We start from the raw sequence: 13,359 nt of genomic DNA, 5'->3' as shown, positions 1-13,359 counted from the left end.
CATTGGGCCTATTTGTCGGATTATGGATGTGGAGCGCACATGGCGAACACCCAGAACTATATTAACCACCTGCTGCAGAACACCGGCATCACGCCGGCATGCAGCGAAGAAGAGCGCTTGGCTGCCGAGGATATCGCTCAGATCTTCCGCAACCACGGCTTTGATCCCGAGGTTCAGGAGTTCAATGCCCCGGCGCCCAGCAGGTTGGCATTTGCCGTTACCGGTATTCTTGCGTTTGCCGGCGCCCTGCTGATGGGCATCGGCGGCGGCATCGGCTTGGTCGGCACCTTGCTGGCCATTGTCGGTGCCGTTCTTTACGTGCTCGAGCGCACGGGCCACCCCGTGGTTTCGCGCCTGGGCAAGACGGGCGTGAGCCAAAATGTCATCGCCTACCACAAGGCCTCGGGCCCGCTCGCGTCTCCGCGCAACCGCCCGGTGGTCGTTGTCGCACACTACGACTCTCCCCGTGCTGAGCTGCTCGCCCGCGAGCCCTATGCTTCGTATCGTGCGCTCATCGCCAAGCTGTTGCCCGTTGCCACGGTTGCCCCTGCTGCCGTTGCCATCTTGCGTATCCTGCCGCTCCCCGGCGCGCTCAAGGTTCTGCTGTGGATTGTCGCGATCCTCGCTTCCCTCGTTGCGCTCGCCAACGCGGCAAACATCATTTCTAACCGTTTTGTGCTTCCCTATACGTCCGGCGCAGTGTGCAACAAGTCTTCTGTCGCCGCTATGCTCGGCGTTATGGACAACGTTGCTCCCTTCCAGGGCGAAAACGAGTTTCCCGACGATGTTCCGTTCGATACCTATTTTGGGGAGCAGAAGCGTCGTGCCGAGGAGATAGCGCGCGCAGCAGCGGAGTATGCCGCGGCCCAACAGCAAAACGACTACGGCAACACCATCGAGTATGAAGAGCCTACCTACGCCGAGGACGAGTTCGGTCAGCCGATTGCTCCCGACGCTCAGACCGAGCCCGAACAGGGCGAGGCTTTCGACGAGCAGATCGAGGGCTTTGAAGGTGCGTCTGCCGACGAGACGCTGATTGGCGCCATCGTGCCCGAGGATCAGAATCAGGCTGTCCAGGCCGAAGAGTTCAATGACGAGGTTCCCACTGCCGAGCCGGCGGAGGAGCCTGTCGCGGCCGAGCCCGAGCCCAGGCTCTATCGCAATGCCGCCGGCAACATCCGCTTTGGTTCGGATGCCATCCGTGCGCTCGGAATGCTTCCCGAGTCCTGCACGCTCGATTACGAGGAAGGCGAGGAGCCGACGTTTGAGCCCGAGCCTGCCCCCGTCGTGACTGCATCTGCGCCCGTTGTCGCCGTGGATGATGAGTCTGCCGCGGTTGCCGCTGCCGTTGCCGAGCCCGAGGCGGTGTCCGCGATCGATCCCGCGGCAGGACTGGACATTTTGGCTCCCGCCGCGCCGGCGCAAGACGTTACGGACGAGCCTGACGACGATTACGCTGAACAGCCGAGGCGCGTGTCTTACGAGAGCGATACTGATTTCTCGGCCGAGATTCCCGCGGCAACGCCCCATGCCGATATTGCATCCGCGTTCTCTTCGATTGGCGCCAGCGCTTCCAACTTCTTTAAGGGTGCGCTTGCAAAGGGCAGGAAATTTGTCGACGATTTCGAGGGGAAGCGCGCTGCCGCACGCGAGGCTGCCGAGCAGGAGGCTATCGCTCAGCAGCAGGCAGCCGAGGCGGCACGTGAGCGCGCGGCGCAAGAGTTCGAGCAGAACGAGGCTATGCAGTCCGTGCCTGTCGACGCCGCCGAAGCTACAACGTCCTTTGAGGCTCAGCAACCGGCGTCCGCGGATGTTGCTGAGGCGACGACGTCTTTCGAGGCTCAGCAACATGTCGATAGCACCATGTCGTTTGATGCCGCGCAGTTCGATTCCACGATAACGTTTGAAAAGCAAGGCACCGCGATTGCCGGGCCCCTTCCTGTTTCCGATGAGCAGGGCGACGCGGCAGACGATGACGAGCCTATTGATGCTGCCGAAATCCAAGATGTCGCCGAGGACGAGCCCGTCGAGGCCAACTCTGACGAAGAGCAATACGCGGCAGCCGATCAAGGTGATTCGACCGAGGTCGAGCAGGAGGAAGTGCCTGCGGTTTCCGAGACTCCCGAGACGGATGAGTCGAGGCCTTACTCCACGCAGATTTTCACCATGCCGACCTCGAGTGGTTCCGGTGCCACGGTTGCCAATGTCGCTCCCACCCAGGACGAAACGGTCGATTCCCTTATGGCCCAGATTTCCTCCCAAGCATCGCCGCGTCCGCAGATGAATGTTCCCGATCCGGCGTCGGCACCGTCGCCTGCACCCTCCTCGTCTCCGCTGGCTTCGGTCCCCGATCCGTCGCTGCCGTCGATGAAGCAGACAAACGTTGCGTCTCGCACGTCGCTGTTCGACCTTCCCGATCCCTCCGCACAGGTCAACGACCCCTTTGCTACCGCTCAGGGTCCCGAACCCACATCGGCACCCGTTGCGCCTCCTATGCCCGTTGCGTCGGGCGCACAGCCGATCGAGACCATTTCGGCTCCCGCCCCTGCGGCACCCAAGTCTCGCAAGCGCGGCCTGGGCGGCCTGTTCGGTCGTAAAAAGAAAAACGAACAGGACAGCATGAGTGACTGGCTGGGCGTCGAAGACGATTACGATGCCAAGAAGTCCGGTCGCGGTATCGGTTCGTGGGATAATTTCGAGGACGACAACGATGGCTGGAAGGGCGGCGCTACGTCTTCCGACGGCGCTTCTTCCGAAGATATGCTCTCGGCTGTCGCCTCTATGGGTGACGATGAGCTGCTCGGTCACGATATCTGGTTTGTGGCAACGGGCGCCTCGGATTGTGATGGCGCCGGCATGAAGGCCTTCTTGGCTTCGCATCGCGATAAGCTCCGCGGCGTATTCTTCATCAATCTTGAATCCGTCGGCGCCGGTAGGCTTTCGGTGGTGACGGTTGAGGGCGAACAGCAGCTGCTCAAGGGCGATCGCCGCATCATGAACCTGGTCAGCAAGGTGTGCAAGTCGTTCCATGTCGATTGTGGCGCGCTCGAGATGCCCTATGCCAAGACCGATGCCTACGCCGCGCTCGAGGCGAGCCGCCGAGCCCTCACCATCGCCGGCGTGGACGGCACGCGCCTGGCTTGTGCTCGTACCGAGGACGACCTGCCCCACAATGTCAACCCGACGAACATTGCCACGGTATCCGAGGTCGTGACCGAGGTTATCCGCCGTTCGTAGACGGAGCTCTAAGGAGTCAACGTGTTTTCGTATATTAAGCGCCATTGGCCTGTCTACGTGATTTTGACCTTGATTGCCATTGCGTTGGGGTTTGGAGCCGCCTATATCGTGGGCGCGAAGGGCTCGACCCCCGCCTCCGCAATCAGCGAAGAGGTGGAGCAAGAACAGAGCACGGGTGCCGATGGGATTCCTGAGTCCGAGCAAGCAATCGTTGATGGTGGATCTTCGTCTGCAGAGTAGATACGGCGATTTAAATGATTGAAAGCGGGCGAGCCGGGGGACTGGCTCGCCCGCTTTTTCATCGCGCTAGCGCTTCTTTGGGATTGACCTAAGGCGAGCGAACCATAAGGCTGCGGCACCCGAGGTCAGAAGCGCGGTGATGCAGGCGGCGATGGGAACTGATCCTGTTGCCGGTAGGTCCTGCGGTAGGGTACAGCGTTGAATGACACGGTCCTCGTCATGTGACTCAAGTTTATCGCCGCCGCCGTTGCGGCAAAGATCGACGCGCGCGCTGTTGGTGAGTGCGGTTTGGGGCGTATAAGCCGACGTTGCCTGCATGTGCACGGCTGCGCCCCGAGCGTCTGTGCCAAGGATTGCTTTGGCATCGTCAAGGTCGTCGTGCTCATCTTTGAGATCATCACGGGTCCAAGAATCCACATCGCTTCGAGTCGTAAAGTCGGAGGCTACTGCACCGTATTCAATGCGAATGCCCGTTACGACGGTATTGGATGCAAGGTCAAGTTCTTTCGCCTCGAGTGTGGTGGATTCCGTGGTCGAGACATCCGCCTTCCAGAGGTGCCAGCCGTCGTAATCGACGAGGCGGCAATCCTCACCCAGACTCTCTTTTACTTCGTCGGACTCAAGCCAAGGATTTTCGTGCCCATCGTCAAGCGTCGCGTTTGCCGGCCCATCGACGTCTGTCGAGTCCAACGGCGTCGTGCGATACCACACGTTGCACAGACCGTTGAGGTCGCCGATGGCGACGGGGGTTTCGATTGAGACGAATCTCGCCGTGCCGTCTTTGGCACACTCAAGATCATCGGTAATCGTAAACTCATCAACCCAGGTAGCTGAATCGTTTCGAGCGTCGATGGTATAGGAGAAAAGTCCGTCCGTATTGGTTTGCGTCGCGGCGCGATTTTTACCATCGCCGTTGGCCAGCAGACCCTTCCCGATAGGTTGGACAAGTTCCTGGCGCTTGTCGACCTGTCCTTTGATCTCGATGGGCGCATCCTTCATCGCGACGGATTGGACTTCTCCCGTATCCTTTATTTCAAACGTTATCTCCTCGGCAAGGTCATAGGTCCGCGGAGACATCGTTTCGCGCAACGAGTAGGTGCCGGGTGCAAGATGTTCGACGCGGTGTGGCTTGTCGGATGAGGTCCAGGAGTCTATTTCGGTTTTATCGGGACCATATAAGGTGAGCTGTGCACCTTTCACTTCCTGCTTTCCGCTTGCATCGACCTTGGAGATATCAACCTTGGTGTAATCGTTGGATACGTTAAGCCGTGCTTCTACAACGGGCGTTTTTTGGTCGGCATAAGCGAGGTTTACGATATGGGGCGTCCGGTCGAGTAAGAAGCCTGCCGGCGCTTGAGTCTCGACAACCTCGTAGCGTGCGGTGCCAGATCCCAGCGGGAGGTCGTCCGCGCGTGCCTCTCCAGTTTCATCCGTCGCGACGGTCGCGACGGTCTCACCGTCGAGCGCGGCAATGCTACCATCGGGGCGCACGATATCACCCGAGGCACGGATCTCAAAGATGGCGCCCGCGAGGCTGCTGCCGTCTACGGCATCGGTTTTAACGATCCTGATGTTTCCGGTCGCGGCGTGGTCATAATACGAGGCGATTGCAATGGGCGTTAGGTTCATGTCGGCGGGTATGTTTACCTCGATCTCTTCACCGACAAGATAGGGCTCTTTGGCCGAGGTTTCGCGTACATAATAGGTGCCCGGCACGAGCGATTCGGGCAGTGTGACGGTGCCGGTCGCGTCAGTCGTAAAGGTGTCCATTACATTATGTGCTGGATACCAGCATGTTTGTGAGACAGGTTTGTGATTGCTGTCGAGGAGTTGGAAGGTGAATCCGGCTAGCGGAACAGAAGCGCCTGTTTGGGCATCGCGTTTTACAATCTGGAGATGCGTCGACAGAGCGTGGTTGTCCACGATATATTGAAGCTCGGCGCCGTCGGAAATCTGATTGGCCCCGACGGTCCATTCCCCTGCACGTTTAAAACCCTCGGGGACGGTTTCCGGAACCTCGCGAACGGTGTAGCCGGCGCGGTCGCATGGGATGGCTCCGTGGACACCGGCGGGTCGCTTGCCTGCGCCGAACCATGCTTCTGACTGATCTTTGGTGGAGGCAAAGCCATAGATGTTTGTGGCCAGTGTGCCAACAACCTGCTGAGAGCTGTTGCTGACAACCTCAAAGACAACACCTCCTGCCGGCTGCTCCAGGCCGGATTGATCGCTATTGCCGTAGTCCTTGAATTTGGAAATCTCAAGGTCAAACGCAATGGGGATATCGGAAACGCGCGATTCGATCTCGACCACGCCTGAATCACCGAGCTGGTCGGCTCCAACGGTATAGGACCAGCTGTCGTTGGCTGGCAGGTAGCCCTCGGGGGCTTTTGACTCATAGATGGTAAAGGTTCCTAGGGGGACATCGGTGAGGGTAGCTCGACCGCTTTCATCGGTTGTGAGGGTTTGCGCCCATCCGGGGGTGGATTGCGACACGCACGTGAACTCTGCTCCCGCAAGTGAAGCTCCAGCCTGGGGTCCGGCATTCGTCGCGGCATCGAGTTTTACGATACACAGGTTGATGGTGCCGGGCTGTTCTTCAATGGCGACCTGTCCACCGTCATTCCCCGTGGTAAAGGCGATGCGATCACGACGGGGGACATAGCCGGCCGGCGCCTTCGTTTCAACTAGGTAGTATGCCGTATTGGGCAGAAGTGCTGCCTGCGCTCGACCGTTGCTGTCCATCTGGATGGTGCCGACACGCGCGCCGCTGGCGCTCTCAAAAACATCGAATGTTGCCCCGTCAAACTGATAAGTATTGTTTCCGCTGGTAATGGCAGCGTTTGCAGACTGCTTTTGGAAGGAAACAGAGACCGCCGGCAGCACATAGAGCATGTCTTGACGTTTGCTGCCGCCCGATACGGCTCCTAGATAGCGCCGCGCGCGGTGCGGAGCGGCTTTGATGCTTCCTGATTTTGCGCTGTCGTGGAGCCATCGCGCAGCCGCCACGACTTCATTGTCGGCGGTAAAGTGTCCACTCTTGGTTTTGCCCTGAGCGGTCGTGTAGGAGTAGGTGCCGTCGACATGGGTAGTGCCGTTGAGCATCCATACGGCAAGCTGGGTGGCGGCGCGGGCGCGATCTGGTGAAAGATGGTAACCGCCAAACGACGTGGCGGTAGGATATCCGTGACAAACGATTGCCGCGAACTCGTCGTCGAGCCACACCCAGCCTTGATCAAAGTTGAGCCATGGGCCGCCCGGCTTGGTGGGGCCGGGGCGCTCCTGGTTCATGCAGTAGGCAATCGAGGCGTCTTGAGCTTCATACTTGCCGATGAAGAAGGGCCCACAATCATCGCTAATAGTGCGGAAGCCGAGCTGGTCGTAGCCATCGACGGCAAATGCGGCTCCCGGTGCCAGGCAGCCGAAAAGCAGGAAGAGGAGCAGGAGCAGCGGACCTGTTGTGATTGCGCTGTGGACAGAGTGCGTGGGTGCGTTGGACATGGCTGCTCCTTATCCCTCGTGCGCCGCACGGGGAGGCTGCGACGCGTAGGATGAGGCTACCCCCGAGGTTCATGCGGGTAAGTACCGGAGCCTGACCAAAAGCTTGCCCAATTCCTGACAAATTGAGCTCAAATACAACAATCAAGCAAAAGCGCAGGTAGAAGATAGGGAGAACAGGAGGTCAAAGGTCCTCATCTCCACAATTGACGCGATTTTCAAGCGAATCTCCACAGTTAAAACAAGCATTACCACCCTTGTATCGAACAAGACAACCGCGTTATACTAGCCAACACACAAGCGGGCATCGCCAAGTGGTAAGGCATCAGCTTCCCAAGCTGACACTCGCGGGTTCGAGTCCCGTTGCCCGCTCCAGTTAAGAGCACAAGCACGGCACCATCACGGTGCCGTGCTTTTTTCAATAAAGTGCTGGGACTCGAACCCAACAGGGTGCGAGCGTTAATCAAATGTCCAAGTGTGAATTCTCACACTATGCCGTTAACCAACTTACTACGATACGCGTTGCATTTTGTTTGTGTTGAGGCTATAGGCTTAACGGCGGTTAAAAGGTCGCCTCACTAGGTGTTGGAGACAACCTTCTCGATGGCGATATCGACCTGCTCCTGTGCCAGCTTGGTAGCCTCGTTCTCAAGTTGGTCAGCCTTGGCCGAGGTGCTCACGCTCCTGTCCATAAGGTCGGCGATGGCAGATTCGACGTCCGCGCCAAGACGGGGAACGCGAATTTTTTTGATATCGATAGGGCTAAGTTGAGGCACCGATGTTCCGTATGCGCAACGAACGACCGACGGCCTGCCAACGGTGGGACTGTTCAGAAAAGCAAGCAGGTAGCCAGTTCGAATCTTTGTAACGTCGGGATAGATTCTCAGCAGATGGTTGCTGCCAAACATTCCCTCATGATTCTCCGTGAGCAAAAGAGCTCGTCCTAGGATGCCGTACTTTTGACCAGAACATGCCATGACGAGAGTTCCCGGCTTTAGGATGTAACGCTCCCAGTTTTTAATGAGCTTGGCGTAAACAAATTTTGTCGGTTGAGTGTTAACGTCAAAGACCTCGGACACACCCACAAAGGGAACGTTGGAATCGCCATAAAACCGCTTGAAGCGAGGAAGCTCTTCGACGTCCTCTACAAGTTCAGCAAGTGGCGCATACTCCATTACGTCAACCAATGAGTCTACGGCGCTTATAGAGCCGGCATAACTGTCAGCATCAAGGCGCGATCTGTTGTCAATAACTTTGGATAAACTCACCACGCATGTTCCTGCAGGACTTTCTGCCTCACAAGCAATACCGACCTCCTTCTCCAACAGCTTAAACGCCCTGTCCCGCAGCTTCCAGGCCTCGCCGCGCAGGCGCACAGCCTCGGCAGCTTTGTCGCCGATGGCTTTGCGCGTGGCCGCATCGGGCATGATGACCGGAAACTCGTTGGCGTGGGCCACCTCGATGTGCTTGATCATGTGACCGTACTGAGACGCTCGTGCGATCTGCTTGAAGAAGTCCGTCTTCATATACGCGTAGAGCCAGCCGTACTCGTCTTGGTCCTTCGGCTCGATGCGCAACAGGTCGTCCGTGATGACCTTGTTCAGGTGATGCGGGTACACGGCGGTAACGTTGCCCACCACGCCCGAGCGCGAAAGCAGCAGCCAATCCTGATTGACGAATCTAGAATCAGCCTGGGGCACGAAAGGCGCGGCGAGCCACTTCCTCACTCGGGGAAAGTCCTCGAACACCTGGCCGGCGGTAAAGAAGGGTAGCCCTTTGCCTTCCGGCACGGTATACCCCGTCAGTCTGCTCGGCTGCCAAATGTCGGTAAGGTCACCGAGCCTCTTGTGGTTGTCGCACTGGTTGGCAAGGCGTACGAAGCCGTACCCGTCGCGCAGGTAGGTTGACGCCTCGAGCCTCACGTCGCCGCCCAGCACGGTGGAAAGTCGGACGCTCTTCACCAAAGGCGCGATCGTCATTGGTCTCGCCTCCATTCAAAGAAGGCGCCGGCGATCGCCATCGTCTCGTCGTCCACCACGCGCTCCTTCGAGGTGTGGCTGCTCTCCTCTTCGGAGCCCACGTTGCCCGTCACCGCGGTGGTCTGCTCCTGCACAATGGGGTAGCCGTCATCGTCGCGTACATAGGTGGTCTGACCACGCTTGTCGTGCCCTACGTGGTCACAGATGGCCATAAATATCTTGTAATCCTGGAAGGTACCGTCCTTGCAGTATGCCTCTTCCTCACTGTCCCAGCGTCTCAGCACAAGGACGGATGTCTGCACGCCCACGTTGGGTTGGAACGCATCCGGGTGCATGTCTACCGAACCCAGGATCTGCGCATGGCGCAAAATCCACTGGCGCACGTAGCCCAGACCCGGGTTGCCCAGGATGCCGTTGGGAATGACGAGCGCCGCCACACCCACGCCGGGCTCAAGCAGGCGGATACACCGCTCGATGAAGAGGATCTCGGGCGGCTGAGATGAGAAGAGCTTGGGTTCCATGCTCCACTCGGCATCTTCCTCGGACCACGACCAGGTGTGTCCAAGGTCGAAGGATTCCAGAATCGCCGGGTCTTCGATAGGAATCTTGGAGCCAAAAGGTGGGTTGGTCATAATCGCCGTAACGCCGTGCCCCGGCTGCAGCGCCTTATTTGCCGCAACGTCGGCGGCGTCCAGGCGCAGCGCCTTTTGCAGTTTGGGTTCAAAGCCCGAGAACGGCTCGAGCGAGTTGGCGTGGAACAGCTGTCCGGTGCCGTCGTTGTTCATAACCATATTCATCTTGGAGGCACGCACTAGGATGGGATCAAAGTCGATGCCCACGATATGCTTGGACAGGAACTCGCGCTTGCGCGCGATCAGAGCCTCTTGCTTGGCTGCTTTGCTGCGCCCGCTCACCTCGACGGAGTCTCTGATCTTCTCAAGCACGTAATTCATGGCCGTGACCAAAAAGCCGCAGGTGCCCATGGCGGGGTCGAGGATGACGTCGTTTTCGGACGGGTCGACCATCCGCACCATCATGTGGCACATGTTGCGCGGCGTGAAGAACTGGCCCTTGTCACCACGCAGGTTGGAGCCCACGATTGTCTCGTACGCGTGGCCCTTAACGTCCACGTCGCTCTCGAGCAGGGAATACATTTGCAGCTGCGCCACGATGTAGGCGAGCACATCGTCGGTTAATGCGATGCGCTCGTCGGCCTTGAAGATGGTCTCGTACGACTGCTTGACGTTTCCAAAGAGTGCCTCGATGCGCTTGCGGCACTTCTTCTTACCCGCGGCGCCCTGGCGCTCGGTTGGCGTGATGTAGAACGTTGGCGTCTCGGAGTCGCGCTCATCCTGGATTTTGCAGAAGATGATCTTGAGCAGTTCAAGGAATGCCTCGGCCTTTTGGATGCCTTGGTTTCCGGCGATGTAGTTGTGACAGCGGCGGAACGAGTACAGCAGCGAGTCACTGGCGGCGGGGCGCAACTGGTCGAAGCGCGGCGCGTCGTCGGGTACCTCGCCACCAGCATGTGGCAGATCGGGCACGGCCTCGGGGCCGCGCTTGCCGGCATCGTCCACCACGTAACGGAAGGTAAGCAACTCGTCGCCGTTGGTCCACATGCCATAGGTCGAGTTCATGCAGGCAGACGCATAGGAGTGCATTTGATCTACGCCGTCTTTTTTGCCTTTGGCCTTGGTCTTGGGGTCTTTGCACTCGACGATGATGTGGATGTTTTCCTGGGTGTGCGCTTTTCCCGGCTCCCAGATGGCGACGTCGACCGCTTTTCGGTTGCTGCCGAACTTGATCGACTCCTCGACCCCGATCTGCTCCTTCTTGTAACCGTACTCACGCACGAGGGACTTTAGGATTTCCTGGCGCACTCGCTCCTCGGGGGTGTCCCTGCGCTGCGTCACGCCGTCGATGAAGTCCAGTATAGTCTCCGGCTGGATGACCGAAGTCTTGCTCACTTGCGACATTACGATTCCGTCCTTCCAACCTTGGTGTTGGTATCAACGCGTGCGGGGCCGCCCGATGCGACGCCCATCTCGCGGCTAATCAAATCTTTAAGAAATCCCTGCTTGTTTTCCTGTGCGGAGAGGAATGACCAAATCTCCTCTTCGGCGGGATAGAACCGCAGACAGAACTGCTGGGTCTTGTCGTGCTTGTACTTACGATCGGCTCGCTTCTGAGCTTCTGACGGCATGGCACCTCCCAAGGACATAGCTTAGCCATAATAGGAATTAGTATAGGTCTACACCTATATGTAGACAAGCAAAATATCACGAATCAGCAGGTAAAGGATGATTTTTAATTAAAGAAATAGAAGCCAACAAATGTAAAAACGGCCTCTAAGACATTGGACGTTTTTACGGTTGAGGAAGGTGGAGCTTGAGAAATGATCCGCCATGAGCGCTCCCTGCCGCTCGTGCATGGAGTGGCAGGGAACTATTTTTGTTGTATGAGACTGCCGTCTCGCAAGGTTGCAATGCCCGATTGGATGTCGACTTCAGTTGGATCAACCATATGCGCTGTTGCCTGACGCTGCGCGATGCCAGGCGACGGAGGATGCGTCCTATCACGACTGGTAGTCAGGCACATTCTGGGCTAGTTGCGAACTTGGCTTGGAATGTGCCTGTTTGGCAGAATCGAAATCGCGAGCCATATCACTCGACTATGTGCCACTCAGCTGCCGAAGTGCTTCCAGCGTTGGTGATGCGGCCAGCTTTCCGTAGGCTTTGGAGCAGATAGCTTACATGGTCGCCTTTTTGCTTTGCCGTAAGGTCTGCCGGCAAGGCATGATCCAGCCCTGCGATAATCTCCGCTCTTGAACATGGGCGCACGCGCAGGAGCTCCAAGATCAACTCCTTGAAGACGCTATTGTCTACGCCCTTGTTTCGCACATACTCGCTGTGGGCACCGGTGGCTGCTGCCACCTCGGCTGAGACCGTCAGTTTGGGGTAACGGCCCCTAACGAGGCCTTGTTCGTGAAGCAGACGTGACTGTTCCTTTGTGACGGGTAGTCCCTTCTGAACGAGGTCCAACAGCAGCACTGTCACCAAATCAAGATTTCGATTGCTTGCGAGAAGTCGAGAATAGTCCTCGTTGAGAACCGTACCGTACAGCGTTACGGCAACGCGCCCAATCTCAGATAGATCGTAGGTGGGCATTGGTAATAGGCGGTTGCGCTGAATGTCGAAGACGTTGCGAATGCCTATGGCGTTGCGGTCCATCATGCCTGTTTTGTTCATAGCGCTTGAAAGCAGGGGGTTACGGTAGTAGGGCGGCTTGTAGCCGCTCGCGAGCGCGTTCTCTATCGTCTCGGGGATAAAGGCACCCTCGTTCTTGAATATAAGCTTGTCCTCATACTCAAGGACATTGATCTTTCCTGACATCCTGAAATCTTGATGCGCAATAGCGTTGTGGAGAAGTTCTCGAATGACTTCGGGACTGTAGCGATGCGCTTCGGTGGGAAATAGCGTCTCTTCGCGGTCGAAGAAGCGATACTTTTCGTTTCTTATCTTTCCCAGGATACGATCGACCTGCAGAATGAAGGGCGGCTCAAAGTGTTCATAGGCCATAGTGGAGCCGTCGCTCGCGTAGAGCGTCCAAGTGATGCGCGGCTCAATGCCACCCAGAAAGACACTCGATTCCGGTTTGCCCAGAAGAACGAGCGCCGCATTGCTCACGTGGCCGTGGATCACAAGCGCCATCTTGCTAAGGATAGATTCTTCGTCGAGGCTACGAACGGCAGGCTGGCTTTCTCCGAACTTTTCGACGAATTTGGAGCATGCAAAGCTAACTGCATCTGGATCAAGGTCACCGAAGTTTGCCTCGTAGGCAATCTGGCGCGACCAGTCGGGCCGGCTCTGCCCGTAAATGGCGTCGAGTTTGAACTTGGGCATCTCTACGAGGGACTCATTCTCTCGTGACCAAGGGATTCCGTGCCAAGTCGTTGGCGTTGCGAAGCTGCCAGCCGGTATCTGGAAAGCAATGACTCTTTTGTCATCAACCTCAAACTCGTAAATCTCTTCGAAAGTCATGCCGTTGTTGGTGTATTGGGCGATTTCGTGCTTTAGACGTCGCAGGCCGACACTTGGCGATTGGGGTTCTTTACGGTAGGCGGTTCCCTTTATCTTGCGGTCGTTTGAAATGCCAAAGAAAAGCCATCCGCACTCTGCCTTGCGTAAATTGGCCTCGTTGCTGAGGGCGGAGAAATACCTGCCAATGTCCTCGAAGTCATAGTTCTGCTTTGCTGCCTTGTATTCGACGACCTCGGTCTCGACGTCTGCAATGATGCGCAGAAGTAGGGAGGGCATTTCGCTCGTTTTCCGTATCATGACACTCCATATAATGTAATTTTATCCGCAACTAATGTAATTATATCTCCTGTTACATTAGCCGCCCGTGC

At 57.4% G+C, this 13,359-nt stretch carries 7 protein-coding genes and 1 tRNA gene; 3 read left to right on the top strand and 5 right to left on the bottom strand.

The annotated features are described in order from the left end of the window. The first annotated feature begins 39 nt into the window (after positions 1–39). The gene (locus DW112_RS08945; RefSeq protein ID WP_118328804.1) at positions 40–3,237 is read left to right on the top strand and encodes a hypothetical protein; all 3,198 of its coding nucleotides are present in this window, start codon (positions 40–42) and stop codon (positions 3,235–3,237) included. Positions 3,238–3,258: 21 nt separating this feature from the next. Next, positions 3,259–3,477, top strand: a complete 219-nt coding sequence (locus tag DW112_RS08940) for a hypothetical protein (RefSeq protein ID WP_022094153.1) — start codon at positions 3,259–3,261, stop codon at positions 3,475–3,477. 66 nt (positions 3,478–3,543) lie between these two features. Here DW112_RS08940 and DW112_RS08935 read toward each other — a convergent pair whose 3' ends face one another. Further along, a complete protein-coding gene (locus DW112_RS08935) occupies positions 3,544–6,975 on the bottom strand; it encodes a SpaA isopeptide-forming pilin-related protein (RefSeq protein WP_118328803.1) in 3,432 nt (1,143 codons plus the stop codon). A 297-nt stretch (positions 6,976–7,272) separates the two neighbouring features. Between DW112_RS08935 and DW112_RS08930 the strand changes: the two genes are divergently transcribed. Further along, positions 7,273–7,347, top strand: a tRNA-Gly gene (locus DW112_RS08930). Positions 7,348–7,550: 203 nt separating this feature from the next. Here the strand turns inward: DW112_RS08930 and DW112_RS08925 are convergent. The 4 genes from DW112_RS08925 to DW112_RS08910 all read right to left on the bottom strand — a co-directional run bounded on the left by DW112_RS08925 (position 7,551) and on the right by DW112_RS08910 (position 13,267). After that, positions 7,551–8,951 carry a hypothetical protein gene (locus DW112_RS08925; protein WP_118328802.1) on the bottom strand — a complete coding sequence of 467 codons (1,401 nt, stop codon included), beginning with the start codon at positions 8,949–8,951 and terminating at the stop codon, positions 7,551–7,553. Beyond that, positions 8,948–10,927 carry an N-6 DNA methylase gene (locus tag DW112_RS08920; RefSeq protein WP_118328801.1) on the bottom strand — a complete coding sequence of 660 codons (1,980 nt, stop codon included), beginning with the start codon at positions 10,925–10,927 and terminating at the stop codon, positions 8,948–8,950. The genes DW112_RS08925 and DW112_RS08920 overlap by 4 nt, the downstream gene beginning before the upstream one ends. Continuing rightward, positions 10,927–11,154 carry a hypothetical protein gene (locus DW112_RS08915; RefSeq protein WP_117634743.1) on the bottom strand — a complete coding sequence of 76 codons (228 nt, stop codon included), beginning with the start codon at positions 11,152–11,154 and terminating at the stop codon, positions 10,927–10,929. The genes DW112_RS08920 and DW112_RS08915 overlap by 1 nt, the downstream gene beginning before the upstream one ends. Before the next feature lie 460 nt (positions 11,155–11,614). Then, positions 11,615–13,267: an RNA-binding domain-containing protein gene (locus tag DW112_RS08910; RefSeq protein ID WP_233540539.1), complete on the bottom strand. Its 1,653-nt coding sequence runs from the start codon at positions 13,265–13,267 to the stop codon at positions 11,615–11,617. Positions 13,268–13,359 lie beyond the last annotated feature (92 nt).

This window comes from Collinsella sp. AM09-41 (genome assembly GCF_003473245.1).
Taxonomy (GTDB): domain Bacteria; phylum Actinomycetota; class Coriobacteriia; order Coriobacteriales; family Coriobacteriaceae; genus Collinsella.
Note: the sequence above shows the minus strand (reverse complement) of the source record. Positions and strands in the feature narration are given on the sequence as shown.

Excerpts from the sequence above, each read along its gene's own strand:
- DW112_RS08935 (WP_118328803.1), bottom strand. The coding sequence starts at position 6,975 with ATGTCCAACGCACCCACGCACTCTGTCCACAGCGCAATCACAACAGGT.
- DW112_RS08945 (WP_118328804.1), top strand. The coding sequence starts at position 40 with ATGGCGAACACCCAGAACTATATTAACCACCTGCTGCAGAACACCGGC.
- DW112_RS08925 (WP_118328802.1), bottom strand. The coding sequence starts at position 8,951 with ATGACGATCGCGCCTTTGGTGAAGAGCGTCCGACTTTCCACCGTGCTG.
- DW112_RS08915 (WP_117634743.1), bottom strand. The coding sequence starts at position 11,154 with ATGCCGTCAGAAGCTCAGAAGCGAGCCGATCGTAAGTACAAGCACGAC.
- DW112_RS08920 (WP_118328801.1), bottom strand. The coding sequence starts at position 10,927 with ATGTCGCAAGTGAGCAAGACTTCGGTCATCCAGCCGGAGACTATACTG.
- DW112_RS08910 (WP_233540539.1), bottom strand. The coding sequence starts at position 13,267 with ATGCCCTCCCTACTTCTGCGCATCATTGCAGACGTCGAGACCGAGGTC.